Annotated in this window: 23 protein-coding genes; 18 read left to right on the forward strand and 5 right to left on the reverse strand. The window is 59.5% G+C overall.

Annotation, left to right across the window (positions count from 1 at the left end; all coding sequences use genetic code 11):
* Positions 1-22: 22 nt before the first annotated feature.
* Positions 23-646, reverse strand: coding sequence for an outer membrane lipoprotein chaperone LolA (gene lolA / locus ABWL43_RS17205; RefSeq protein ID WP_106579857.1), 624 nt, complete (start codon positions 644-646; stop codon positions 23-25).
* Between the two features lie 54 nt (positions 647-700).
* Positions 701-3,109: a DNA translocase FtsK gene (locus ABWL43_RS17210; RefSeq protein WP_145164713.1), complete on the reverse strand. Its 2,409-nt coding sequence runs from the start codon at positions 3,107-3,109 to the stop codon at positions 701-703.
* Positions 3,110-3,607: 498 nt separating this feature from the next.
* Here ABWL43_RS17210 and aat point away from each other — a divergent pair, with 498 nt between their 5' ends.
* The 3 genes from aat (at position 3,608) to infA (ending at position 5,371) form a co-directional block, all read left to right on the forward strand.
* On the forward strand, positions 3,608-4,288 hold the full coding sequence (aat, locus tag ABWL43_RS17215) for a leucyl/phenylalanyl-tRNA--protein transferase (RefSeq protein ID WP_404483261.1): 681 nt from the start codon (positions 3,608-3,610) through the stop codon (positions 4,286-4,288).
* 56 nt (positions 4,289-4,344) lie between these two features.
* On the forward strand, positions 4,345-5,052 hold the full coding sequence (locus ABWL43_RS17220; protein ID WP_145164694.1) for an arginyltransferase: 708 nt from the start codon (positions 4,345-4,347) through the stop codon (positions 5,050-5,052).
* Between the two features lie 100 nt (positions 5,053-5,152).
* Positions 5,153-5,371, forward strand: coding sequence for a translation initiation factor IF-1 (infA, locus tag ABWL43_RS17225; protein ID WP_002553999.1), 219 nt, complete (start codon positions 5,153-5,155; stop codon positions 5,369-5,371).
* 218 nt (positions 5,372-5,589) lie between these two features.
* On the opposite strand, the gene clpA is transcribed toward infA, so the two are convergent.
* Complete coding sequence (clpA, locus tag ABWL43_RS17230) at positions 5,590-7,860, reverse strand: ATP-dependent Clp protease ATP-binding subunit ClpA (protein ID WP_106579861.1); 2,271 nt, start codon at positions 7,858-7,860, stop codon at positions 5,590-5,592.
* Between the two features lie 29 nt (positions 7,861-7,889).
* Complete coding sequence (gene clpS, locus ABWL43_RS17235) at positions 7,890-8,258, reverse strand: ATP-dependent Clp protease adapter ClpS (protein WP_005789091.1); 369 nt, start codon at positions 8,256-8,258, stop codon at positions 7,890-7,892.
* 223 nt (positions 8,259-8,481) lie between these two features.
* On the opposite strand from clpS, the gene cspD reads away from it, so the two are divergent.
* Entirely contained in the window at positions 8,482-8,793 is a 312-nt protein-coding gene (gene cspD, locus ABWL43_RS17240) for a cold shock domain-containing protein CspD (RefSeq protein ID WP_145164692.1), read from the forward strand.
* A 79-nt stretch (positions 8,794-8,872) separates the two neighbouring features.
* Here cspD and icd read toward each other — a convergent pair whose 3' ends face one another.
* Positions 8,873-10,129 (reverse strand): NADP-dependent isocitrate dehydrogenase, encoded by a 1,257-nt coding sequence (icd, locus tag ABWL43_RS17245; protein WP_122729012.1) that lies wholly within the window; start codon positions 10,127-10,129, stop codon positions 8,873-8,875.
* A 493-nt stretch (positions 10,130-10,622) separates the two neighbouring features.
* Between icd and ABWL43_RS17250 the strand changes: the two genes are divergently transcribed.
* The 14 genes from ABWL43_RS17250 to nuoF all read left to right on the forward strand — a co-directional run bounded on the left by ABWL43_RS17250 (position 10,623) and on the right by nuoF (position 26,676).
* Positions 10,623-12,848, forward strand: a complete 2,226-nt coding sequence (locus ABWL43_RS17250; protein ID WP_404483264.1) for an NADP-dependent isocitrate dehydrogenase — start codon at positions 10,623-10,625, stop codon at positions 12,846-12,848.
* Between the two features lie 220 nt (positions 12,849-13,068).
* A complete protein-coding gene (locus ABWL43_RS17255; RefSeq protein ID WP_124417848.1) occupies positions 13,069-13,515 on the forward strand; it encodes an NUDIX hydrolase in 447 nt (148 codons plus the stop codon).
* 59 nt (positions 13,516-13,574) lie between these two features.
* Entirely contained in the window at positions 13,575-14,699 is a 1,125-nt protein-coding gene (gene mnmA / locus ABWL43_RS17260) for a tRNA 2-thiouridine(34) synthase MnmA (protein WP_262207367.1), read from the forward strand.
* The gene (gene hflD / locus ABWL43_RS17265; RefSeq protein ID WP_046068637.1) at positions 14,696-15,319 is read left to right on the forward strand and encodes a high frequency lysogenization protein HflD; all 624 of its coding nucleotides are present in this window, start codon (positions 14,696-14,698) and stop codon (positions 15,317-15,319) included. Before mnmA ends, hflD begins: the two co-directional genes overlap by 4 nt.
* Before the next feature lie 124 nt (positions 15,320-15,443).
* Positions 15,444-16,814 (forward strand): adenylosuccinate lyase, encoded by a 1,371-nt coding sequence (gene purB / locus ABWL43_RS17270; protein ID WP_119736269.1) that lies wholly within the window; start codon positions 15,444-15,446, stop codon positions 16,812-16,814.
* Between the two features lie 84 nt (positions 16,815-16,898).
* Positions 16,899-18,065: a cupin domain-containing protein gene (locus tag ABWL43_RS17275; protein ID WP_124417851.1), complete on the forward strand. Its 1,167-nt coding sequence runs from the start codon at positions 16,899-16,901 to the stop codon at positions 18,063-18,065.
* Positions 18,058-18,480 (forward strand): GNAT family N-acetyltransferase, encoded by a 423-nt coding sequence (locus ABWL43_RS17280; RefSeq protein WP_404483267.1) that lies wholly within the window; start codon positions 18,058-18,060, stop codon positions 18,478-18,480. The genes ABWL43_RS17275 and ABWL43_RS17280 overlap by 8 nt, the downstream gene beginning before the upstream one ends.
* Positions 18,481-18,740: 260 nt before the next feature.
* Positions 18,741-19,478: a secretin N-terminal domain-containing protein gene (locus ABWL43_RS17285; protein WP_404483269.1), complete on the forward strand. Its 738-nt coding sequence runs from the start codon at positions 18,741-18,743 to the stop codon at positions 19,476-19,478.
* A gap of 492 nt (positions 19,479-19,970) precedes the next feature.
* Positions 19,971-21,296 carry an isocitrate lyase gene (gene aceA, locus ABWL43_RS17290; protein ID WP_003219577.1) on the forward strand — a complete coding sequence of 442 codons (1,326 nt, stop codon included), beginning with the start codon at positions 19,971-19,973 and terminating at the stop codon, positions 21,294-21,296.
* A gap of 569 nt (positions 21,297-21,865) precedes the next feature.
* Positions 21,866-22,279, forward strand: a complete 414-nt coding sequence (locus ABWL43_RS17295; RefSeq protein ID WP_003219575.1) for an NADH-quinone oxidoreductase subunit A — start codon at positions 21,866-21,868, stop codon at positions 22,277-22,279.
* Positions 22,280-22,289: 10 nt separating this feature from the next.
* Complete coding sequence (locus ABWL43_RS17300; protein WP_003174719.1) at positions 22,290-22,964, forward strand: NADH-quinone oxidoreductase subunit B family protein; 675 nt, start codon at positions 22,290-22,292, stop codon at positions 22,962-22,964.
* 72 nt (positions 22,965-23,036) lie between these two features.
* The gene (gene nuoC, locus ABWL43_RS17305) at positions 23,037-24,821 is read left to right on the forward strand and encodes an NADH-quinone oxidoreductase subunit C/D (RefSeq protein WP_106579871.1); all 1,785 of its coding nucleotides are present in this window, start codon (positions 23,037-23,039) and stop codon (positions 24,819-24,821) included.
* A 2-nt stretch (positions 24,822-24,823) separates the two neighbouring features.
* Positions 24,824-25,321: an NADH-quinone oxidoreductase subunit NuoE gene (gene nuoE, locus ABWL43_RS17310; protein WP_003174721.1), complete on the forward strand. Its 498-nt coding sequence runs from the start codon at positions 24,824-24,826 to the stop codon at positions 25,319-25,321.
* Complete coding sequence (gene nuoF, locus ABWL43_RS17315) at positions 25,318-26,676, forward strand: NADH-quinone oxidoreductase subunit NuoF (RefSeq protein WP_106579872.1); 1,359 nt, start codon at positions 25,318-25,320, stop codon at positions 26,674-26,676. Before nuoE ends, nuoF begins: the two co-directional genes overlap by 4 nt.

The following is a 26,676-nucleotide window of genomic DNA, read 5'->3' on the forward strand; positions in this document are numbered from 1 at the left end:
GCGCTTGAAACCTCTAAACAGTTTATTCCTGGATCACGTCGGCACCCTTGGGGATGACGAACTTGAACTTGGAGGCATCGACAACGCCGTTGGCCTTGACCGCGGAGAACAGGATATCGGTGCGCTGACCAACGCTGTCGATCAGGCGCATGTTGTTGATCACGCCATTGCCAAACGATAGCTGCAGGCTGTCGAACAACGTGTCCTTGGACTTGGGCTTGAGGGTGAACTCAATCACGTTGCTGGTTTGCTTGGAGGTGATATCAAAACTGTCGCTGATTTTCGACACATCGCCCGACAGCAGCAGCGCCGGCGTCTGGTTCAGGCGCGGGTCGAGCTTTTTGATGGTCGCCTGCTCCAGGTCCGGGTCCCACAAGGTGACTTTCTGGCCGTCGGAGACGATGGTCTGCTCGTTCGGCGCGTCGGTTTTCCAGTAGAACAGGCCCGGGCGCTGCACGGCCATTTCACCGGCGGTTTCCTGCAACTGGGTGCCGCCGCCATCCAGGGTCAACTGGGAAAAGCGCGCCGTCAGGGTCTTGGATTTGTCCAACAGGTTGGTCAGGCTGGCCACGGAGGCCGGATCAGCGTGGGCTGAAACAGCAGTCAGGGCCAGGGCTGGCAACAACAGCATGCGGATAAGACGCATGGGAGTCCTCATTGAGTCGTTAAGGCGAGCCGCGTGCTGCCACGCGGCACGAGATCAGTCGCGCATCTGCCCGGGGGCGATGACTTCGCGCGAGCCGTTGGTGTTCATTGCGGTCACGACGCCAGCGTTTTCCATGGCTTCGATCATGCGGGCGGCGCGGTTGTAGCCGATTTTCAGTTTGCGCTGTACCGCAGAGATCGAGGCACGGCGGCTTTCAAGCACGAACGCCACGGCCTCGTCGTACAGCGCGTCGGTCTCGGCGTCGTCGTCACCACCGCTGCTGCCACCGTCGAAGCCGCTGCCGGCCTCTTCGACACCGGCGAGGATGTCGTCGTTGTATTCCGGCGCGCCGCGCAGTTTCCAGGCTTCCACCACGCGGTGTACTTCGTCATCGGAAACGAACGCGCCGTGAACCCGGATCGGCAGGCTGGTGCCGGGCGGCATGTAGAGCATGTCACCGTGACCCAACAGTTGCTCGGCGCCGCCCTGGTCGATGATGGTGCGCGAGTCGATCTTGCTGGAAACCTGGAACGCCATCCGCGTCGGGATGTTGGCCTTGATCAGACCCGTGATCACGTCCACCGATGGCCGCTGGGTCGCCAGGATCAAGTGGATGCCAGCAGCCCGGGCTTTCTGGGCGATACGTGCGATCAGCTCTTCAACCTTCTTGCCGACGATCATCATCATGTCGGCAAATTCGTCGACCACAACCACGATGGTCGGCAGCTTGGTCAGCAGCGGCGCTTCGTCGTGGATATTTTCGCGCTTGTACAGTGGGTCGGTCAGTGGCGTGCCGGCGTCCTGGGCTTCCTTGACCTTGGCGTTGAAGCCCGACAGGTTTCGTACGCCCATCTTCGCCATCAGCTTGTAGCGGCGCTCCATCTCGGCCACGCTCCAACGCAATGCGTTGGCGGCGTCCTTCATGTCGGTGACCACCGGGCAGAGCAGGTGCGGAATGCCTTCGTAGATCGACAATTCCAACATCTTCGGGTCGATCATGATCAGCTTGGCGTCATCCGGGCCGGACTTGAACAGGATCGACAGGATCATCGCGTTCACGCCTACCGACTTACCGGAACCGGTGGTACCGGCAACCAGCAAGTGCGGCATTTTCGCCAGGTCGGTGATCACCGGCTTGCCGCCGATGTCATGGCCCAGGGCCAAGGTGACCGGCGATTTGAAGTTGTCGTATTCCGGCGTCGACAGCACTTCGGAGAAGCGCACGATCTGCCGGTCTTCATTGGGAATCTCGATGCCCACGGTGGTCTTGCCGGGGATCACTTCCACCACACGCACGCTGGTCACGGCCAGGGAGCGGGCCAGGTCTTTGGCCAGGTTGGAAATGCGGCTGACCTTGACGCCGGCGGCGGGCTGGATTTCGTAACGGGTAATAACCGGACCCGGGTGGATCGAGTCGACGGAAACTTCGACGCCGAATTCCTTGAGTTTGATTTCCAGCAGATGGCCGACGGCCGCCAGGGATTCCGGGGAATAATTGAGTTGTTTCTTTTCGGCCGGGTCGAGAATCGAGATCGGCGGCAAGGTGCCTTCCACGGCGCTGTCGATAAACAACGGGGCCTGTTTCTCTTTCTGTACGCGATGGCTCGGCTCGGGAGCCTTAGGCGGCGCCGGGGCGATCACCGGCGGCACCTGCTTCTCGCGGTCCGACATGTGCTTGCTCAGGGCCTGCTCGCGCTCGATCAGGCGTTCCTTGACCTTGGCCTGCTCGCGTCGGTCCGGCGTGGTCGGGGCCACGACCTCATTGACGCGGGTATCCACCTCACGCAGCTGCGCCACCATGCGCTTGCGATCAACACGCGCCGACCACCAGCGGTTGGCCGCACCCTGGAACAATTCGAGCAGGTCGAGCGTGATCTTGCCGGTGACGTCCATCACCTTGAACCACGACAGGTCGGTGAATACCGTCAGGCCGAACAGGAACAACGCGATGAACATCAAGGTGCTGCCCTGGATATTCAGGCTCTTGCGCGCCAGGTCGCCAAGGCTCTCGCCCAGCGCACCGCCCGCGCCCGCCGGCAAACCGGTAGGCGCATGAAAGTGGATGTGCGCCAGGGCCGCACCGGACAGCACCAGAAACACCAAGCCGATCAAGCGCCAGGAGAACAGCCAGCCGCTCCACTGCCACGGCTCGTGGCGCTGGCGGAAGATCTGCCAGGTCTTGATCGCCAGCAACAGCGGGAAGATATACGCGAAGTAACCCAGCACCATGAACAGAATGTCGGCGCTGTAGGAACCGGCAGGTCCACCGAAGTTCTGCACGTCTTCGATCTTGCTGTTGTGGCTCCAGCCCGGATCGTCCTTGCCATAGGTCAGCAAGGCCATCATCAGGAACAGGCACAGGGCGCCGATGGCGATCAGCGCCCCTTCCTTGAGTCGGTAGTGCAGATGCTGGCGCCAGGCCGGCACGACTGCTGCTTTAGGTGTTGCGGCGGATTTCTTCAAAACGGGTCTTTTCCTGCGCCTTTAGCGCGTCCATCTGTTGAATGACTGCACACTACCGCTCAATCCGAGCGGCTGAAAAATGAACGAACGTCGCTGAATCTACTTTTAACACTGGGTGATGAAAGGGTGAAATGGCGATAACGCCACAATGGCCGCATTGTACGGGTTTGCGCCCGTGATGCCACGCCCTTGCCGATCACTGAGCAGCATAGACAAATGAAGTGTCACAGCATGTTCAATTTGAGCATGCATTGTCTTTGCTGACAAAGGCTTATGAGCTGTTTTTAGCAATCCAGGCAAGCTTGGCAAATGGCCTGCATTGCCTGGACCCGATTACGACCGCGCCTCGGGCACAGAGTTGCAGAAACACGCGCTCACGCTAATCCTCGTCGATCCCCGATTCGGGCTGGCCCCACAGCGCTGTGTCGACAATAATCACCCCTGCCGCGGCAGGCGACCCGTCTGCCACTCCCCTCCCCTTCCGTAAGCCTGGATGCCATGCTGACCTGGTTGCAACGCGACTCCCTGACTTTTCCGCCGCTGGCCAAGGCCATGCGCGAACCCAATGGCCTGCTTGCCGCCGGCGGCGACCTGTCGGCCGAACGCCTGATCGAGGCTTACCGCCATGGCTGCTTTCCATGGTTCTCGCAAGGCCAGCCGATTCTTTGGTGGTCACCCGACCCGCGCACCGTGATATTCCCCGACGAACTGCATGTCTCGCGCAGCCTCGGCAAACTGCTGCGCCAGCAGCGTTATAGCGTGACGTTCGACCAGGACTTCGCTGCCGTCATCCAGGCGTGCGCCGCACCGCGCAGCTACGCCGATGGCACCTGGATCACCGAGGGCATCCAGAGCGCCTACCTGGAGCTGCACCAGCGCGGCTACGCGCACTCAGTGGAAGTGTGGGATGGCGGCGAACTGGTTGGCGGTCTGTATGGGCTGGCGATGGGCCAATTGTTCTTTGGCGAATCCATGTTCAGCCGTGCCGACAACGCGTCGAAATTCGGTTTCGCCACCCTGACCCGGCAGTTGCAGGCCTGGGGTTTTGTGTTGATCGACTGCCAGATGCCCAATGATCACCTGCACAGCCTTGGCGCGCGCGCCATACCGCGCAGTGATTTCGCGGCCTTCCTGCGCAACCATTTGGACCAACCCAGCTCTGGACCGTGGGTTTCCTAGGCGACTTTCTCGCACCTGGCTTACACTTATTTCAAAGCTTATCCCGAGGGTTGATCATGACCGAGCTGGCGCGCTTGAAGTTTTATGCCACTCAAGCCCACTCTTGCAGCTATCTGCCCGACGAGCAGGCCACCACGCTGTTCCTCGACCCCAGCCAGCCAATGGACGTGCACGTGTACGCCGACCTGTCAGAGATGGGTTTTCGGCGCAGCGGCGATCACCTGTACCGCCCCCATTGCCAGAACTGCAATGCTTGCGTGCCGGCACGCATCCCGGCTGCGCAGTTTTTGCCGGACCGTAACCAGAAACGTATCCTCAAGCGCAATGCCGACCTGACGGTGACCGCCACCAAGCCTCAGTACAGCGAAGAATATTTCGATCTCTACCAGCGCTACATCGAACAACGCCATGCCGACGGCGATATGTTCCCACCCAGTCGCGATCAGTTTTCGACATTCCTGGTGCGCGACCTGCCGTTTTCTCGGTTCTATGAGTTTCGCCTGGACGGACGCCTGCTGGCGGTGGCCGTGACCGATCTGCTGCCCAACGGCCTGTCGGCGGTGTACACGTTCTACGAGCCAAGCGAAGAACGTCGCAGCCTGGGACGCTTTGCAATTCTGTGGCAAATCGGTGAAGCCTTGCGCCTGGAACTGGAGGCGGTGTACCTCGGTTACTGGATAAAAAACTGCAAAAAGATGAACTACAAGACCCAATATCGGCCGATTGAGCTACTTATTAATCAAAGATGGGTCACGCTTAACTAGAACCCCTTGGCTTAAACACCCTTTTTCGGGCACAATGCACGCCGCTTTTGCCTGGCGCAGTTGCACCGGGCCATTCACTGGATACCGAGGGCTTTACTGCATGTCGAAAGAAGACAGCTTCGAAATGGAAGGCACTGTCGTCGACACCCTGCCCAACACCATGTTTCGTGTGGAGTTGGAAAATGGGCACGTCGTAACCGCGCATATCTCCGGCAAGATGCGCAAGAACTACATTCGTATTCTTACCGGTGACAAGGTGCGCGTCGAGCTGACGCCCTATGACTTGAGCAAAGGGCGCATCACTTACCGCGCTCGTTAATCAAGTCAATACAAAACGCCCGGTTCTGCCGGGCGTTTTTGTGTGTGCGATTAATAAAGGAGTTGCTTGCCTGGCGATAGCGGTATGACAGTAAGCGCGTCGCTGACTGATCCATCCAATCGCAGGCAAGCCAGCTCCCACAGTTGATCTTCAGTGTTTGAGACAGACAGCAAAAAGGCGCCCTTGGGCGCCTTTTTGCTTTGTTGCGGTCAGCGATATCAGGCCATTTCGGCCGTGGTTTCGAAATCGAAGGTCAGCTCGCCGTCCTTCAAATCGATATGCACCACGCCACCATGGTCGGAGAGCTCGCCGAACAGGATCTCTTCGGCCAATGGCCGCTTGATCTTGTCCTGGATCAGACGTGCCATTGGGCGAGCGCCCATTGCCGCGTCGTAACCACCCTCCGCCAACCAATTGCGCGCCGCGTCCGTTACGTCCAGCTGCACGCGCTTGTCTTCCAACTGCGCTTGAAGCTCGGTAAGGAACTTATCCACCACGCTTTTGATAACCTCATGGCTGAGGCGACCAAACTGGATAATGGTGTCCAGGCGGTTGCGGAACTCCGGCGTGAAGCTTTTCTTGATCACTTCCATTGCATCAGAGGAGTGATCCTGATGCGTAAAGCCGATCGAAGCCCGCGCGGCGGTTTCAGCACCGGCGTTGGTGGTCATGATCACGATCACGTTGCGGAAGTCCGCCTTGCGCCCGTTGTTATCAGTCAGGGTCCCGTGGTCCATGACCTGCAGCAGCAGGTTGAAGACTTCCGGGTGGGCCTTCTCGATTTCATCGAGCAGCAACACGCAATGCGGCTGCTTGGTGATTGCTTCGGTCAACAGACCGCCCTGGTCGAAACCGACGTAGCCCGGAGGCGCACCGATCAGGCGCGACACCGTGTGGCGCTCCATGTATTCGGACATGTCAAAGCGCACCAGCTCAATGCCCATGGCCTTGGCCAACTGCCGCGCCGCCTCGGTCTTGCCGACGCCGGTAGGGCCTGCGAACAGGAACGAACCGACCGGCTTGTCCGGCGACTTGAGGCCCGCGCGCGACAGCTTGATCGCGGTGGACAGCGAGTCGATGGCCGCATCCTGACCGAACACGGTGAGCTTGAGGTCACGCTCCAGGTTACGCAGCAGTTCCTTGTCGGAACTGGTGACGTGTTTTGGCGGAATCCGCGCGATCTTCGCCACGATGTCCTCGACCTGAGGCACGTCGATGCGCTTCACGCGCTTCTCTACCGGTTGCAGGCGCTGGTAGGCACCCGCCTCGTCGATGACGTCGATGGCCTTGTCCGGCATATGCCGGTCATTGATGTAGCGTGACGCCAGCTCGGCCGCTGCGCGCAACGCCTCATCGGTGTACTCGATGCCATGGTGCGCTTCGAAACGCCCCTTGAGCCCACGCAGGATGCCGATGGTGTCTTCAACCGAAGGCTCGGACACGTCGACTTTCTGGAAGCGACGCGCCAAGGCGCGGTCTTTCTCGAAGATCCCGCGAAATTCCTGGAAGGTGGTCGAACCGATGCAGCGGATATCACCCGACGACAGCAACGGCTTGAGCAGGTTGGAGGCGTCCATCACCCCACCGGAAGCCGCACCGGCGCCAATGATGGTGTGGATCTCATCGATAAACAGGATCGCCTGCGGGCGCTTTTTCAGCTCACCGAGCAGCGCCTTGAAGCGCTTCTCGAAGTCGCCACGGTACTTGGTCCCGGCGAGCAATGCGCCCAGGTCAAGGGAGTAGACGACACTGTTGGCCAGCAGGTCAGGCACCTGATTATCGACAATACGTTTGGCCAGGCCTTCAGCAATCGCGGTTTTACCCACGCCCGCCTCGCCCACCAGCAATGGGTTGTTTTTGCGACGACGCGCGAGGATCTGCGCTACACGCTCAACTTCAAGCTCGCGGCCCACCAGCGGATCGATCCGCCCCTGGCGCGCCAACTCGTTGAGGTTGCTGGCATAGGCATCCAGCGGGTTGCTTGAAGAAGAAGACTCACCGCCCTCGTCGTCCTGCATATCCTGCTCACCCTCGGAATGATCGCCGTGCCCTGGCACCTTGGAGATACCGTGGGCGATGTAGTTGACGACATCAATACGCGCAACGCTCTGCTGCTTGAGCAGAAACACTGCCTGGCTTTCCTGTTCGCTGAAGATAGCCACAAGCACATTGGCGCCTGTGACTTCACGCTTGCCGGAGCTCTGGACGTGGAATACCGCACGCTGCAAGACCCGCTGGAAGCCCAGGGTTGGCTGGGTTTCGCGGTCCTCGTCATGCACGGGAATCAGTGGCGTAGTGGAGTCGATAAACTCCTGCAGGTCATGCTTGAGTTTGTCGAGGTTGGCGCCGCACGCACGTAGCACGGTGGCGGCAGCTTCGTTATCCAAAAGTGCCAGCAGCAGGTGCTCGACGGTCATGAATTCATGACGCTTCGAACGGGCCTCCTTGAAGGCAAGATTGAGGGTGACTTCGAGCTCGCGGTTTAACATAGCTTCACCTCATACCCAAGTGGTCGGCGTTAACCGTCCTTCTCGATTTCACAGAGTAGCGGATGCTGGCTTTCCCTGGCGTACTGGTTGACCTGCATGGCCTTTGTCTCGGCGATGTCGCGGGTAAACACTCCACATACTGCCCGTCCTTCTGTGTGAACGGCCAGCATTACCTTGGTCGCCAACTCGCGGTTCAGGTTAAAAAACACCTCGAGCACTTCGACCACGAAATCCATCGGTGTGTAGTCATCATTGAACAAAACCACCTTGTACATCGGCGGCGCCTGTAAGGCAGGCTTCGCTTCCTGAACAGCAATGCCCGCAGAACCGTCGTCGTCATGTTCCTGATCCGGGCGATCCTGATTGAATGTTAGTCGAATCTGGCTGTTTGCATGCATGGAAAGAAAGGTTCGTCAGTGGTTCAAGTACAGTGATGGGGGCGACCTGTCAGAATTTCAACTCTGACCCAATGGTCGCCTTGACTATCGGCGAATCAGTGTTACAACCAATAGAGCCCACAGTGGGTAAAAAAGGTCCGCGCAGTCAACCTTATTTATTCGGGTTAGGACGGATAAACTGGATGATACTCCAGTGATGGAGTCTGGTGCAGAGGGATATGGTATGTCTGGCGTCAAGATCAATGGCAAGGTCAAATGGTTTAACAATGCCAAAGGCTACGGTTTCATAAATGCAGAAGGAAAACCCGAAGAAGATCTCTTTGCGCATTATTCAGCGATTACCATGGACGGGTACAAGACGCTGAAAGCGGGCCAAGCAGTGACATTTGAAACCATTCAGGGGCCCAAGGGACTGCACGCGGTTGCAATCTCGGCGGCTGAGGCGCAAACAGAGGCGCAACCACCTGAAGAAATGCACGAAAAGAAGCTCAAGACAGATCAGCCCACTCAATCAAAGAAGAAGCAAACGGCCTGATCAGTTTTTTCAGTAAGCGCCCCACAAAAAACCGGCCATTCCGAGACTTCAGAATGGCCGGTTTTTTATGGCCCGTGATTTACATATGCGAAATCAGCGCATCACCAAAGCCCGATGACGACACCAGCTTGGCGCCGTCCATCAAGCGCTCGAAGTCATAGGTCACGGTCTTGGCCGAAATCGCGCCATTGGTGCCCTTGATGATCAAGTCGGCGGCTTCGGTCCAGCCCATATGGCGCAGCATCATTTCCGCCGACAGGATCAATGAACCCGGGTTGACCTGATCCTTGCCCGCATACTTGGGCGCCGTGCCATGGGTGGCTTCGAACATCGCCACGGTATCGGACAGGTTGGCCCCCGGCGCAATACCAATCCCTCCCACCTCCGCCGCCAGGGCGTCGGAAAGGTAGTCACCGTTCAGGTTGAGGGTCGCGATCACGTCATATTCGGCCGGACGCAGCAGAATTTGCTGAAGCATGGCATCGGCAATGGCGTCCTTGACCACCACGTTCTTGCCGGTTTTAGGATTTTTGAACTGCATCCACGGCCCACCGTCGAGCAGCGTCGCACCAAATTCTTCAGCCGCCACTTCGTAGGCCCACTCCTTGAAGGCGCCCTCGGTGAACTTCATGATGTTGCCTTTGTGCACAATGGTCAGCGAATCACGGTCGTTATCCACCACATATTGCAGGGCCTTACGCGCCAGACGTTTGGTGCCCTCTTTGGAGACCGGCTTGACGCCAATCCCGCAGTCCTGGTCGAAGCGGATCTTGGTGACGCCCATTTCTTCCTTGAGAAACTTGATCACCTTGATCGCTTCCGGCGAGCCGGCCTTCCACTCGATGCCGGCGTAAATATCCTCGGAGTTCTCACGAAAGATCGTCATATCGACATCGCCAGGCTTTTTGACCGGGCTGGGCACACCTTCAAACCAGCGCACCGGGCGCAGGCACACATAAAGGTCGAGTTGTTGACGCAGGGCCACGTTCAACGAACGAATGCCACCGCCGACCGGCGTGGTCAGGGGCCCCTTGATGGAGACCACGTAATCCTTGACCGCATCCAGGGTTTCCTGGGGCAGCCAGGTGTCCTGATCGTAGACTTGAGTCGCTTTCTCGCCCGCGTACACCTCCATCCAAGAGATCTTGCGCTTGCCGCCGTAAGCCTTTTCAACAGCGGCGTCGACCACCTTGATCATCACCGGGCTGATGTCGACGCCAATACCGTCGCCTTCTATATAAGGGATGATCGGTTGGTCAGGAACATTGAGAGAATGGTCTGCATTGACGGTGATTTTGTCGCCGACTGCCGGAACCTGAATCTTCTTGTATCCCATGCTGAACTCCATCTATGGATTGAACATCTGGCTGCGTTCGAGCCTACTCCAGATATATGGCGACTGAAACCTCGCGCCACGCTCATTTGCATCGAAAACAGCATATTTGGTCGCCTACAAGCCTGAAAGCAAAGGCAAAATCGCCAATCTTGAGCACATCGTGCGACGTTAGTCGTACCTGGCAACCTGCGACCTTTAGACCAATGGACGACGCACCTTTTGTATGAAGGCTCGGCGTAAGCATAGCGACGTATGTATAATGCCGCCGCTGACCCAAGAGTCACGACAGCTGACCGCTCTAGACAGTAGCCTTCAGCCAGAAAGCAGGACTATTACAATAGTCCAACCGCTTGACGCTCGACTGATGCAACCCAACATCACCGCGAAGAAACCTCGACATTTCGCTCATGGATGACTTTGAACGAACGCGCTCCACCCGGCGCATCTCGAGTTTCTGCGCACGCTTTCAGCAAAGAAGAGAGTTAATCCGAATATGCCCACCCGCTCGAAGATCATCTACACCTTCACCGACGAAGCCCCAGCCCTCGCCACCTATTCATTGCTGCCTATCGTAGAGGCCTTCACCGCTTCCGCTGATATTGCTGTGGAAACCCGCGACATTTCCCTCGCCGCGCGCATCCTCGCAAGCTTCCCCGAGCAACTGGGCACCAAGGCTATCCCGGACCACCTCGCCGAACTGGGCGACCTGGCCGTTACGCCTGAAGCCAACATCATCAAGCTGCCTAACATCAGCGCCTCGACCCCGCAGCTGCAAGCGGCGATCAAGGAGCTGCAGGCCCAGGGCTACGCCCTGCCGGACTACCCGGAAACCGTAACCACCGACGCGGAAAAAGAAACCCGTGCACGTTACGACAAGGTCAAGGGCAGCGCCGTGAACCCGGTACTGCGCGAAGGCAACTCTGACCGCCGCGCACCGCTGTCGGTCAAGAACTACGCACGCAAGCACCCGCACAAAATGGGCGCCTGGGCTGCAGACTCCAAGTCGCACGTCGCTCACATGAGCAACGGCGACTTCTACGGCAGCGAAAAAGCCGTACAGATCGAAGCCGCTGACGCAGTGAAGATCGAGCTGGTTGCCAAAGACGGCACCGCTACCGTGCTGAAAGAAAAGACTTCGGTACAAGCTGGCGAAATCATCGACACCGCCGTGCTGAGCAAAAAAGCCCTGCGCGCGTTCATCGCCGCCGAAATCGAAGACGCCAAGAAACAAGGCGTGCTGCTGTCGGTTCACCTCAAAGCCACCATGATGAAGGTCTCCGACCCGATCATGTTCGGCCAGATCGTTGCCGAGTTCTATAAAGACGCCCTGACCAAGCACGCTGCCGTGCTGGAGCAGATCGGCTTCAACCTGAACAACGGCATCGGCGACCTGTACGCTCGCATCAAGGCCTTGCCGGCCGAGCAGCAAGCGCAGATCGAAGCCGACATTAAGGCGGTCTACGCCGCTCGCCCATCGCTTGCGATGGTCAACTCCGACAAAGGCATCACCAACCTGCACGTGCCGAGCGACGTCATCGTCGACGCCTCGATGCCGGCCATGATCCGTGACTCCGGCAAGATGTGGGGCACCGACGGCCAGCTGCACGACACCAAGGCGGTGATCCCGGATCGCTGCTACGCCACCATCTACCAAGCCGTCATCGAAGACTGCAAGGCCAATGGCGCTTTCGACCCAACCACCATGGGCAGCGTGCCAAACGTTGGCCTGATGGCGAAGAAAGCCGAAGAGTACGGCTCTCACGACAAGACCTTCCAGATCAAGGCTGACGGCGTTGTCCGCGTCACCGACAGCAAGGGCAACCTGCTGATGGAACAGGCTGTTGAAGCCGGCGACATCTTCCGCATGTGCCAGACCAAAGACGCGCCGATCCAGGACTGGGTCAAACTGGCCGTCAACCGTGCCCGCGCCAGCAGCACCCCGGCCATTTTCTGGCTGGACCCACAGCGCGCGCACGACGGCGTCGTGGTCGAGAAAGTTCAGGCCTACCTGAAAGACCACAACACCGACGGCCTGGACATCCGCATCATGTCGCCGGTCGACGCGATGAAGTTCACCCTGGAGCGCACCCGCAAAGGCCTGGACACCATCTCGGTGACCGGCAACGTACTGCGCGACTACCTGACCGACCTGTTCCCGATCATGGAACTGGGCACCAGCGCCAAGATGCTGTCGATCGTGCCGCTGATGAACGGCGGTGGCCTGTTCGAAACCGGCGCCGGCGGTTCGGCTCCGAAACACGTGCAGCAGCTGGTTGAAGAGAACTTCCTGCGCTGGGATTCCCTGGGCGAGTTCCTGGCCCTGGCAGCATCCCTTGAGCATTTGGGTGTCACTTACAACAACCCGAAAGCCCTGGTGCTGTCCAAGACCCTGGACCAGGCCACTGGCCAGTTCCTGGACAACAACAAGTCGCCATCGCGCAAAGTCGGCAACATCGACAACCGCGGCAGCCACTTCTACCTGGCGCTGTACTGGGCTCAAGCCCTGGCCGCCCAGACCGAAGACACTGCACTGCAAGCGCAGTTCGGCGAACTGGCCAAAACCCTGAGCGACAACGAGGCGACCATCGTTGCCGAGCTGAACGCCGTGCAGGGCAAGCCAGTGGATATCGGCGGCTACTACGCGCCGAACCCGGAACTGACCAGCAAAGCCATGCGCCCAAGCAACACCCTCAACGCGGCGATTGCCAAGTTGAAGTAAGGTTGTAAGGATGCAAAGAAGCCCCGGCCCCGTGCCGGGGTTTCTGTTTTTGCCGTTCTACGCAAGAAACCGGATCAAATGTGGGAAGGGGCTTGCCCCCGATAGCGATGGATCAGTCGAGCTATTGGTAATTGACACACCGTCATCGGGGGCAAGCCCCCTCCCACACTGACCGCAATTGTGCCCAAACACCGCGTCATATCTTGAATCGAGGCCTCCCATGACCTGGCAACCCCACATCACCGTCGCCACCCTCGTCGAAGACAACGGCCGCTTCCTGATGGTCGAGGAACTCAAGGGCGGCCGCGCCGTGCTCAACCAGCCCGCCGGCCACCTGGACCCGAACGAAACCCTGACCGAAGCCGCCGTGCGCGAAACCCTTGAAGAAACCGGCTGGGACGTCGAGGCTACCGGCATTGTCGGGATCTACCTGTACACCGCGCCCAGCAATGGCGTGACCTACCAGCGGGTCTGCTTCACCGCCAAGGCGCTGAAACACCACCCGGACTATCAACTGGACGACGGCATCGTCCGCGCCCGCTGGCTGACCCGCGACGAGCTGATGGCCCTGCGCGATGACTGGCGCAGCGAGTTGATCATCCGTTGCATCGATGATTATTTGAGCGGCCAGCGCCACAGTCTGGAACTGATCCGCCCTTCTCTTTAGCCTTGCGGACGCGAGCCTGCTAGAATCGCGTCCTTTTTAAAGACACCCGTTGAAATCCTATGCGTGATCCAGCCCCTTCTGACACACAAAAGAAGCGCGTCATCGTCGGTATGTCCGGCGGCGTGGATTCTTCCGTTTCCGCCGTTCTGCTCATGGAGCAGGGTTATGAGGTGGAAGGCCTGTTCATGAAGAACTGGGAAGAAGACGATGGAACGGAATATTGCACCGCCATGGACGACCTCGCGGACGCCCAGGCCGTGTGCGACAAGATCGGCATCAAGTTGCACACCGCCAATTTCGCCGCCGAGTACTGGGACAACGTGTTCGAGCACTTCCTGGCCGAATACAAGGCCGGCCGCACGCCGAACCCGGACATCCTGTGCAACCGCGAAATCAAGTTCAAGGCGTTTCTCGACTACGCCATGATCCTTGGCGCCGACCTGATCGCTACCGGCCACTACGTGCGCCGTCGCGACGTGGATGACCGCACCGAACTGCTCAAAGGCCTGGACCCGAACAAGGACCAGAGCTACTTCCTGCACGCCGTCGGCGGCGAACAGATCGCCAAGACCCTGTTCCCGGTGGGCGAGCTGGAAAAACCCGAAGTGCGCAGGATTGCCGAGAAACACGGCCTGGCCACCGCCAAGAAAAAGGACTCCACCGGGATCTGCTTTATCGGCGAGCGCCGCTTCAGCGACTTCCTCAAGCAGTACCTGCCGGCACAACCGGGTGAAATCAAAACCACCGAAGGTGATGTCATCGGTCGCCACCACGGCCTGATGTACCACACCATCGGCCAGCGTCAGGGCCTGGGCATCGGCGGTTTGAAAGACGCAGGTGAAGAGCCGTGGTACGTGCTGGTCAAGGACCTGGAAAACAATGTGCTGATCGTTGGCCAGGGCAATGAACACCCGCTGCTGTTCTCGGGCGCACTGCTGGCCTCGGAGATCTATTGGGTCAACCCGATCGACCTGAGCACGCCGCGCCGCCTGACCGCCAAGGTGCGCTATCGCCAGAGCGACCAGCCTTGCACCCTGGAGAAAACCGCCAGTGGCTATCGCGCCACGTTCGATGACCCGCAACGCGCGGTCACGCCTGGCCAGTCCGTGGTGTTTTATGACGGCGAAATTTGCCTGGGGGGCGGCGTGATTGAAGTCGCCGAACCCTGGAGCAACCCGGCATGAGCCCGACCCAGGAGCAACTGACCGCACTCGGTGGGGTTTTCCTCGCTGCGGTACTGGTCGACAAGATCGCCAAGACCGGCCAAGTGACGGAGGCAGGCCTGACCTGCATGCTCGGCAGCCTGCTGATCCGCGACCCCAAGGACACCCTGGAAGTCTATGGCGGCGACGACCTGGCGCTGCGCGAAGGCTATCGCGCGCTGATCGGCGCACTGGAGCGCGATCCGAGCACCTTGCAGCGCGAACCCCTGCGCTACGCCCTGTCGATGCTCGGCCTTGAGCGCCAATTGGCCAAGCGTGACGACATGCTCGAGACCATCGGCAAGCGCCTGCCGCAGATCCAATCCCAGGTCGAGCACTTCGGCCCGGCCCACGAAAACGTGATCGCCGCCTGCGGCGCGCTGTACCAGGACACCTTGAGCACCTTGCGCCAACGCATCCAGGTGCACGGCGACATGCGCAACCTGCAGCAACCCAACAATGCCTCTAAAATCCGCGCCCTGCTCCTGGCCGGTATCCGTTCGGCACGGTTGTGGCGCCAGTTGGGCGGTCATCGTTGGCAGCTGGTGATCAGCCGACGCAAATTGCTCAAAGAGCTTTACCCGTTGATGCGCAACGAATAAGTCGCAGCAACCAGGATTTTTATCGCCTCACGCGTAATACGCCGGTCAGTTGGCAACGGACCGGCGGATTTTTTCATGTATGATACGCGCCCCATTTCGTTGCCCGACTGTCCGAGAACACCCCATGCAGCTTTCTTCGCTCACTGCGGTTTCCCCTGTTGACGGCCGCTACGCCGGCAAAACCCAGGCCCTGCGCCCTATTTTCAGCGAATACGGCCTGATCCGTGCTCGTGTTCTGGTTGAAGTGCGCTGGCTCCAGCGCCTGGCCGCTCACCCTGGCATCAGCGAAGTGCCGGCGTTCTCCGCCGAAGCCAACGCGGTGCTGAACGCCCTGGCGGAAAACTTCGCTCTGGAGCACGCCGAGCGTGTCAAAGAGATCGAGCGCACCACCAACCACGACGTAAAAGCCATCGAATACCTGCTCAAAGAGCAAGCGGCCAAGCTGCCGGAACTGGCCAAGGTCAGCGAGTTCATCCACTTTGCCTGCACCAGCGAGGACATCAACAACCTGTCCCACGCCCTGATGCTGCGCGAAGGCCGCGATGACGTGATGCTGCCGCTGATGCGCCAGACCGCCAACGCCATCCGCGAACTGGCGATCCGTTTCGCCGACGTACCGATGCTGTCGCGCACCCACGGCCAGCCGGCTTCGCCGACCACTTTGGGCAAAGAACTGGCCAACGTGGTGTACCGCCTGGAGCGTCAGATCGCTCAAGTCGCCGCCGTGCCACTGCTGGGCAAAATCAACGGCGCCGTGGGCAACTACAACGCCCACCTCTCTGCCTACCCGGAAATCGACTGGGAAGAAAATGCCCGCGCGTTCATCGAAGACGAGCTGGGCCTGGGCTTCAACCCTTACACCACGCAGATCGAACCGCACGACTACATCGCCGAGCTGTTCGACGCGATTGCACGCTTCAACACCATCCTGATCGACTTCGACCGCGATATCTGGGGTTACATCTCCCTGGGCTACTTCAAGCAGCGCACCATTGCCGGTGAAATCGGTTCCTCGACCATGCCGCACAAGGTCAACCCGATCGACTTCGAAAACTCCGAAGGCAACCTCGGCATCGCCAACGCCCTGTTCCAGCACCTGGCCAGCAAGTTGCCGATCTCCCGCTGGCAGCGCGACCTGACCGACTCCACCGTACTGCGCAACCTCGGCGTGGGCTTCGCTCACAGCGTGATCGCGTACGAAGCCAGCCTCAAGGGCATCAGCAAGCTTGAGCTCAACGAGCAGAAAATCGCCGCTGACCTGGACGCGTGCTGGGAAGTGTTGGCCGAGCCGATTCAGACCGTGATGCGCCGCTACAACATCGAAAACCCGTACGAGAAGCTTAAAGAATTGACGCGCGGCAAGGGCATCAGCCCCGAGGCGCTGCAAACTTTCATCGACGGCCTGGATATGCCAGCCGCTGCCAAGGCCGAGCTGAAACTGCTCACCCCGGCCAACTACATCGGCAACGCGGTGGCCCAAGCCAAGCGCATCTGATTCGCGCAAGCCCTCTTGAGACGCCCGGCCGCGCCGGGCGTTTTTATTCCTGTCTTAAAAGTGCTTTCTTTCAATAGGTTACACATGAATCCTGATATTCCTCTTCAACTTCTGGGCGGCATCACGGCACGCGAATTCCTGCGCGACTACTGGCAGAAAAAACCGTTGCTGATCCGTCAGGCCATCCCTGATTTCGAAAGCCCGATCGACGCCGACGAACTGGCCGGCTTGGCCCTGGAAGAAGAAGTTGAATCGCGCCTGGTGATCGAACACGGCGAACGCCCGTGGGAGCTGCGTCGCGGCCCATTCGCCGAAGACGCCTTCAGCACCCTGCCCGAGCGTGAGTGGACCCTGCTGGTGCAGGCCGTCGATCAGTTCGTGCCGGAAGTCGCCGAGTTGCTGGAGCACTTTCGCTTCCTGCCAAGCTGGCGCATCGACGATGTGATGATCAGCTTTGCCGCACCTGGCGGCAGCGTTGGCCCGCACTTCGATAACTACGACGTGTTCCTGCTGCAAGCCCAAGGCAAGCGCAACTGGAAAATCGGCCAGATGTGCAACTCCGAAAGCCCGCTGCTGCAGCATGCCGACCTGCGCATCCTCGCCGAATTCGAACAAAGCGAAGAATGGGTGCTGGAACCGGGCGATATGCTCTACCTGCCGCCACGCCTGGCACACTTCGGTATCGCCGAAGATGACTGCATGACCTATTCGGTAGGCTTTCGCGCGCCAAGCGCCGCTGAAGTGCTGACCCACTTCACCGACTTCCTCAGCCAGTACCTGACAGACGAAGAGCGTTACACCGACGCCGACGCCCAGCCGGCAAGCGACCCGCACCAGATCCAGGGTGACGCGCTGGACCGCCTGAAGAGCCTGCTGGCCGAGCACATGAGCGACGAGCGCATGCTGCTGACTTGGTTTGGCCAGTTCATGACCGAGCCGCGCTACCCTGAACTGGTGGCGGGCGAAGAATTGGGCGAAGAGGACTTCGTCAACAGCCTGGAAGGCGGCGCGATCCTGGTGCGCAACCCAAGCGCGCGCATGGCGTGGTCGGAAGTCGATGACGATGTACTGCTGTTCGCCAGCGGCCAAAGCCGTTACCTGCCAGGCAAACTGCGCGAGCTGTTGAAGCTGGTGTGCTCGGCCGACGCCCTGCACAGCGAAAACCTCGGCGAGTGGCTCGCAGACGAAGACGGTCGCGACCTGCTGTGCGAATTGGTCAAGCAAGGAAGCCTGGGATTTGCCGATGAATAAGATTCACGTAAGTGTCGCGGACTGGCGAAAGGATATCGACGAGATTCGGCGCATTCGTGAAGCGGTATTTATCGCTGAGCAATCGGTTCCACCTGAGCTTGAGTGGGACGCGGACGACGCCGACGCCGTGCATTTTCTGGCGTTCGAAGGCGATTTTCCGATTGGTACTGCGCGCCTGCTGCCCAGTGGCGAGATCGGGCGTGTATCGGTGCTCAAGGACTGGCGCGGCCTGAAGGTTGGCGACAAGCTGATGGAAGCGGTGATTGGGCTGGCCGAGCAACGCGGTCAGACCAAGCAGTTTCTGAGTGCGCAGGTGTATGCGGCGCCGTTCTATGAGCGGCTGGGCTTCAAGATTGTCAGCGATGAGTTTCTTGAAGTCGGTATTCCGCATGTGGACATGGTGCGCGAAAGCTGATCCCTGTGGCGAGCGGGCTTGCCCCGCGCTGGGCTGCGCAGCGACCCTAAAACCAGACGCCGCGTTCTTTCTGAAAGAACGCGGCGTTTTTTATTGGGGCCGCTGCGCAGCCCAGCGCGGGGCAAGCCCGCTCGCCACAACAAGCTCGCTCGTCACAACGAGGCCGCTCACTGCACCAAGCCGGCTCACGACTAAACTTGCGACCTGCCAGGCCGACAAACTGGCACTATCACGCTAAATGACTCGCAGAGATAACGGACATGTCCCTACGCACCCTGCTCACCGCCCTCCTCCTGACTGTCAGCGCCTCGGCAATCGCCGACACCGCGGTCGTCAACCTGAGCAACCGCACCAGCGCCGACCTGCTGCCGGTGGCGCAGAACTTCATCGGCAAGGACGGCAGCGTCAGCGCCTACGGCAACCAGCTGATTGTGAACGCCGACCCAGGCAAGATCGAGGACCTGCGCGCGCTGCTCGCGCAGTTGGACACACCCGCCAAGCGCCTGCTGATTACCGTCGACACCAACGAAAACAACCAGCAGAACAGCGGCGACAACCAGACGCGCATCATCAGCTACGGTACCGCCAGCCGCGACGGCGGCATCCAGCAGATCCAGGCCAGTGAAGGCGTGCCCGCGCTGATCCAGGTTGGCCAGAGCGTACCGCTGACCACTACTCAGCCCGACGCCTACGGCCGCCCGCAAAACCAGACCCAGTATCGCAACGTCACCCAAGGCTTTTACGTCACCGCCAGCGTCACCGGCGAGACCGTGCACCTGGCCATCAGCACCAACCGTGACCGCATGAGCCAGGAACGTCCCGATGTAGTGAACGTTCAGAGTACCGACACAACTGTCAGCGGCAGGCTGGGCGAGTGGATCCCCCTGGCTGGCGTCAACCGTGAGACCCAGGCCGACAAATCCTCTACAGCCCGCAATTACTCTACTCAAGGCCGTGATGACCTGACTTTGCGGGTCAAGGTCGACACCTTGAACTGAAGCACCAAAAACTGACTGATGAGTCGTCTTAGACTAAAGATGTAGTGCTTTAAAAAAAGCACTACAAAACATTTGACGAGCCAAAAAAGCCTGTGCATGATGGCCTCGCTCCCGCTAATCAGGGGCCCTGGCAAGGGCCTTCGGATCGCCGCTCTAAGCTACCCACCTGAGCCGATTCGTGTCTGTACCGCCCACAAGGTGTGTTTGACGAGGTTGCGACTGGAACGAAGTTGTCCCGAGGGACGGAAGCTAACCAGGTAACCCGGCTACACACTGATGGATTGTACAAAGGCCCACGATGCCCGAAGACCGTTCGCAGTTCGCCCTTACCTGCTCAACTCCCCCTTGAGCCTGTCGTTCATCCCGTCGCCCTCCCCGCCAAACCCGGCTTGACCGCCAAGCTTCTGGTCAGCGAGCAGCCATCACCACGCACTGAGTACGTGGCTGGCAAATGGAATTTTCCACCTAGACCTATGCGACGAGGTTTTTCCCATGGCACTGACACGCGAACAGCAAATTGCAGCCCTTGAAAAAGATTGGGCTGAAAACCCACGCTGGAAAGGCGTAACCCGCGCTTATTCCGCTGCTGACGTCGTCCGCCTGCGTGGCTCGGTTCAACCTGAGCACACCTTTGCAAAACTCGGCGCCGAGAAGCTGTGGAAGCTGGTCACCCAGGGTGCCAAGCCGTCCTTCCGTCCCGAAAAAGATTTCGTCAACTGCATGGGCGCCCTCACTGGCGGCCAGGCAGTCCAGCAGGTAAAAGCCGGTATCCAGGCGATCTACCTGTCCGGCTGGCAAGTGGCAGCGGACAACAACTCCGCTGAATCCATGTACCCCGACCAATCGCTGTACCCGGTGGACTCGGTACCCACCGTGGTCAAGCGCATCAACAACTCGTTCCGCCGCGCCGACCAGATCCAGTGGAAAGCCGGTAAAGGCCCGGGCGACGAAGGCTATATCGACTACTTCGCACCAATCGTGGCGGACGCTGAAGCCGGTTTCGGCGGCGTACTCAACGCCTACGAGCTGATGAAGAGCATGATCGAGGCTGGCGCTGCCGGCGTGCACTTCGAAGACCAACTGGCGTCGGTGAAGAAATGCGGCCACATGGGCGGCAAGGTACTGGTGCCGACTCAGGAAGCCGTACAGAAGCTGACTGCTGCTCGCCTGGCTGCCGACGTGGCTGGCACCCCGACCATCATCCTGGCCCGTACCGATGCGAACGCCGCTGACTTGCTGACGTCGGACTGCGACCCGTACGACCAGCCATTCGTAACCGGCGAACGTACCCAGGAAGGCTTCTATAAAGTGCGCGCCGGCCTCGACCAGGCCATCGCTCGCGGCCTGGCCTACGCGCCGTACGCCGACCTGATCTGGTGCGAAACCGCCAAGCCGGACCTGGACGAAGCGCGTCGCTTTGCCGAAGCGATCAAGAAGGAATACCCGGACCAGCTGCTGTCCTACAACTGCTCGCCTTCTTTCAACTGGAAGAAGAACCTGGACGACGCGACCATCGCCAAGTTCCAGCGCGAACTTTCCGCCATGGGTTACAAGCACCAGTTCATCACCCTGGCCGGCATTCACAACATGTGGCACAGCATGTTCAACCTGGCGCACGACTACGCCCGCAACGACATGACCGCCTACGTGAAGCTGCAGGAGCAGGAATTCGCTGACGCCGCCAAGGGTTACACCTTTGTGGCGCACCAGCAGGAAGTGGGCACCGGCTACTTCGACGACATGACCACCGTGATCCAGGGCGGCACCTCGTCCGTGACCGCGTTGACCGGTTCGACCGAAGAAGAGCAGTTCCACTAAGTAGCGAGTACACGGCCATTGCGGCCCCATGGAAGACCTAACCGCATTGCCGCACAACAATCACGCCCCGACTGGTTCGGGGCGTTTTTTTGCCCGGAAAAAACGCCCTGAGACACAGGAGATTAAAAATGTGGGAATGCATGCAACCTGAAGGTTTTGCGCAAAACATTGATCCAGAGCGGTGTTTGCCCGAATCAAATCAGTTAAAAGATCCCCACCAGCAACTAAGCACCAATCAAGCAAGTAACGGCAACTTCCCCCGCCACACGAGAAACATTCGCTTAAACCCTGCGCAAACAATATTCATTATCATTTAGCGCATGAAAACTTCGTTACCCGTTAAACAAAACAGAATTGATTAAATGCCCGCTAATCCCCGCCCCACAAGGGCTACAGCCCCAAGAAGGTGCACTATGTGCTTATTCCGTCGAATAATTTCGCTATCGGAATTTTACTTGCCCGGTGTTTAGCCATAAAATCACCGCGATTGATTGCAGTGCGACATATCGTCACTGCATCGTTACTTTTTCGAGCTCAGAGACCTTTGCTCTCTGTTAAGGATTTCCAGCATGACCGAAGCGACAGGACTCATGGCCCACAACTGGGGCTTTGCCATTTTCCTCCTCGGTGTTGTCGGCCTTTGCGCCTTCATGCTTGGTGTCTCCAGCCTCCTCGGGTCAAAAGCCTGGGGCCGCAGCAAAAATGAACCGTTCGAGTCCGGCATGCTGCCTACAGGTGGCGCCCGCTTGCGGCTCTCAGCCAAATTCTATCTGGTCGCGATGCTGTTCGTGATCTTCGATATCGAAGCCCTCTTTCTCTTTGCCTGGTCTGTGTCCGTCCGCGAAAGCGGCTGGACCGGATTCGTCGAAGCCCTCGTTTTCATAGCAATTCTGTTGGCAGGCCTTGTCTACCTATTTCGAGTGGGCGCCCTTGACTGGGCTCCGGAAGCTCGTCGCAAGCGGCAAGCGAAGCTGAAACAATGAGGCTTTGGCGATGCAATACAATCTCACCAGGATCGACCCGGATGCTCCTAACGAGCAGTACCCAATCGGCGAACGCGAAACCGTTTCCGACCCGTTAGAAGACCAAGTCCACAAAAACATCTACATGGGCAAGCTCGAAGACGTGCTGAGTGGCGCGGTCAATTGGGGGCGTAAGAACTCCCTGTGGCCGTACAACTTCGGTCTTTCGTGCTGCTACGTGGAAATGACCACCGCCTTCACGGCGCCCCACGACATCGCGCGCTTTGGCGCCGAAGTTATCCGGGCATCACCGCGCCAGGCGGATTTCATGGTTATCGCCGGCACCTGCTTTATCAAGATGGCGCCGATCATTCAGCGTCTCTACGAGCAAATGCTCGAGCCAAAGTGGGTTATCTCCATGGGTTCGTGCGCCAACTCCGGTGGCATGTACGACATCTACTCCGTCGTTCAAGGGGTGGACAAGTTCCTGCCCGTGGACGTCTACGTGCCTGGCTGCCCGCCCCGCCCCGAAGCGTTTCTGCAAGGCTTGATGCTGTTGCAGGAATCGATTGGCAAGGAGCGTCGCCCACTTTCCTGGGTTGTCGGCGATCAAGGCGTGTATCGCGCCGAGATGCCGTCACAAAAGGAACAGCGCCGCGAACAGCGAATCGCAGTCACCAACCTGCGCAGCCCCGACGAAGTCTGATCCAGCACCGGTTCTTTTATAGAACGAAAACCTGGCTTCATTCTTTACGTTGACCGAAAGCGATAAAAAACCATGACTACAGGCAGTGCTCGACGCATCCCGCCTTATAAGGCAGACGACCAGGATGTGGTTGTCGAACTCAATAACCGTTTTGGCCCTGACGCCTTCACCGCCCAGGCCACACGCACCGGTATGCCGGTGCTGTGGGTGGCGCGTGCCAAGCTCGTCGAAGTCCTGACTTTCCTGCGCAACCTGCCCAAGCCGTACGTCATGCTCTATGACCTGCATGGCGTGGACGAGCGTCTGCGCACCAAGCGCCAGGGGCTGCCGAGCGGCGCCGATTTCACCGTGTTCTATCACCTGATGTCGCTGGAGCGTAACAGCGACGTGATGATCAAGGTTGCCCTGTCCGAAAGCGACCTGAGCATTCCGACCATCACCGGCATCTGGCCGAACGCCAGCTGGTATGAGCGCGAAGTCTGGGACATGTTCGGCATCGACTTCCCGGGCCACCCGCACCTGACGCGCATCATGATGCCGCCCACCTGGGAAGGTCACCCGCTGCGCAAGGACTACCCTGCGCGCGCCACCGAATTCGATCCGTTCAGCCTGACGCTCGCCAAGCAGCAGCTGGAAGAAGAGGCTGCACGCTTCCGTCCGGAAGACTGGGGCATGAAACGCTCCGGCACCAACGAGGACTACATGTTCCTCAACCTGGGCCCGAACCACCCTTCGGCCCACGGTGCCTTCCGTATCATCCTGCAACTGGACGGCGAAGAAATCGTCGACTGCGTGCCGGACATCGGTTACCACCACCGTGGTGCCGAGAAGATGGCCGAACGTCAGTCCTGGCACAGCTTCATTCCGTACACCGACCGTATCGACTACCTCGGCGGCGTGATGAACAACCTGCCGTACGTGCTCTCGGTCGAGAAGCTGGCCGGCATCAAGGTGCCGGACCGCGTCGACACCATCCGCATCATGATGGCCGAGTTCTTCCGGATCACCAGCCACCTGCTGTTCCTGGGTACCTATATCCAGGACGTTGGCGCCATGACCCCGGTGTTCTTCACCTTCACCGACCGTCAGCGCGCCTACAAGGTTATCGAAGCCATCACCGGTTTCCGTCTGCACCCGGCCTGGTACCGCATCGGCGGCGTGGCGCACGACCTGCCAAACGGCTGGGAGCGCCTGGTCAAGGAATTCATCGACTGGATGCCCAAGCGTCTGGACGAGTACCAGAAAGCCGCGCTGGACAACAGCATCCTCAAGGGTCGTACCATCGGCGTCGCGCAGTACAACACCAAAGAGGCCCTGGAATGGGGCGTCACCGGTGCCGGCCTGCGTTCCACCGGCTGCGACTTCGACCTGCGTAAAGCACGCCCGTACTCCGGCTACGAGAACTTCGAATTCGAAGTACCGCTGGCGGCCAACGGCGATGCCTACGACCGTTGCATCGTGCGCGTCGAAGAAATGCGCCAGAGCCTGAAGATCATCGAGCAGTGCATGCGCAACATGCCGGCAGGTCCGTACAAGGCGGATCACCCGCTGACTACGCCGCCGCCGAAAGAACGCACGCTGCAGCACATCGAAACCCTGATCACGCACTTCCTGCAAGTTTCGTGGGGCCCGGTCATGCCGGCCAACGAATCCTTCCAGATGATTGAAGCGACCAAGGGTATCAACAGTTATTACCTGACGAGCGATGGCGGCACCATGAGCTACCGCACCCGGATTCGTACCCCAAGCTTCGCGCACTTGCAGCAGATCCCTTCGGTGATCAAAGGCGAGATGGTCGCGGACTTGATTGCGTACCTGGGTAGTATCGATTTCGTTATGGCCGACGTGGACCGCTAAGCATGAACAGCACGCTTATCCAAACAGATCGTTTCACCCTGAGTGAAACCGAGCGCTCGGCCATCGAGCACGAGCTGCATCACTACGAAGACCCGCGCGCGGCGTCGATCGAAGCCTTGAAGATCGTCCAGAAGGAACGTGGCTGGGTGCCGGACGGCGCCCTCTACGCCATCGGCGAGATCCTCGGCATCCCGGCCAGCGACGTTGAAGGTGTGGCCACGTTCTACAGCCAGATCTTCCGTCAGCCGGTGGGCCGCCACATCATTCGCGTGTGCGACAGCATGGTCTGCTACATCGGTGGCCACGAGTCAGTGGTCAGCGAGATCCAGAACAAACTGGGCATCGGCCTGGGCCAAACCACCCCGGACGGCCGCTTCACGCTGCTGCCGGTGTGCTGCCTGGGCAACTGCGACAAGGCGCCGGCGTTGATGATTGACGACGACACATTCGGTGACGTGCAGCCTGCTGGCGTGACCCAATTGCTCGAGGGCTACCCATGACCCTTACATCTTTCGGCCCGGCCAACCTGATCAAGCGTTCGGCCGAGACTCACCCGCTGACCTGGCGCCTGCGTGACGACGGCGAGCCTGTATGGCTCGACGAGTACCAGGCCAAGAACGGTTACGCCGCCGCGCGCAAAGCCTTCGCCGACATGGCTCAGGACGACATCGTCCAGACCGTGAAAGACGCCGGCCTCAAAGGCCGCGGCGGTGCAGGCTTCCCCACGGGCGTGAAGTGGGGCCTGATGCCCAAAGACGAATCCATCAACATCCGCTACCTGCTGTGCAACGCGGATGAAATGGAGCCCAACACCTGGAAAGACCGCATGCTGATGGAGCAACTGCCCCATCTGCTGATCGAAGGCATGCTGATCAGCGCCCGTGCGCTGAAAACCTACCGGGGCTACATCTTCCTGCGTGGCGAATACACCACCGCCGCCAAGCACCTCACCCGTGCCGTGGAAGAAGCCAAGGCTGCAGGCCTGTTGGGCAAGAACATCCTGGGTTCCGGTTTTGACTTCGAACTGTTCGTGCACACCGGCGCCGGGCGTTACATCTGCGGTGAAGAAACCGCACTGATCAACTCCCTCGAAGGCCGCCGCGCCAACCCGCGCTCCAAGCCGCCCTTCCCTGCCGCCGTAGGCGTGTGGGGCAAGCCGACCTGCGTAAACAACGTGGAAACCCTGTGCAACGTGCCGGCGATCATCGCCGACGGCGTGGACTGGTATAAATCGTTGGCCCGCGAAGGCAGTGAAGACATGGGCACCAAGCTCATGGGCTTCTCCGGCAAGGTCAAGAACCCTGGCCTGTGGGAGCTGCCGTTCGGCGTGACCGCACGCGAGCTGTTCGAGGACTACGCCGGCGGCATGCGCGACGGCTACACCTTGAAAGCCTGGCAGCCAGGCGGCGCCGGCACCGGTTTCCTGCTGCCTGAGCACCTGGACGCACAAATGTATGCCGGCGGCATCGGCAAGGTCGGCACCCGTATGGGGACCGGCTTGGCGATGGCGGTGGACAACACCGTGAACATGGTCTCGCTGCTGCGCAACATGGAGCAGTTCTTCTCCCGCGAATCCTGCGGCTTCTGCACCCCATGCCGTGACGGTTTGCCCTGGAGCGTGAAGCTCTTGATGGCGATCGAGAAAGGCGAAGGCCAGCCAGGCGACATCGAGACCCTGCTGGGTCTGGTCGGTTTCCTCGGCCCAGGCAAGACCTTCTGTGCTCACGCACCGGGCGCCGTGGAACCATTGGGCAGCGCAATCAAATACTTCCGCTCTGAATTCGAGGCTGGCATCGCACCTGCGCGCGCCGGCGATCTGAATCAGGTGGTCACACCAACCATGGTTGGTGCGTAA

This window comes from Pseudomonas sp. HT11 (genome assembly GCF_044875395.1).
In the GTDB taxonomy this organism is placed as follows: Bacteria; Pseudomonadota; Gammaproteobacteria; order Pseudomonadales; family Pseudomonadaceae; genus Aquipseudomonas.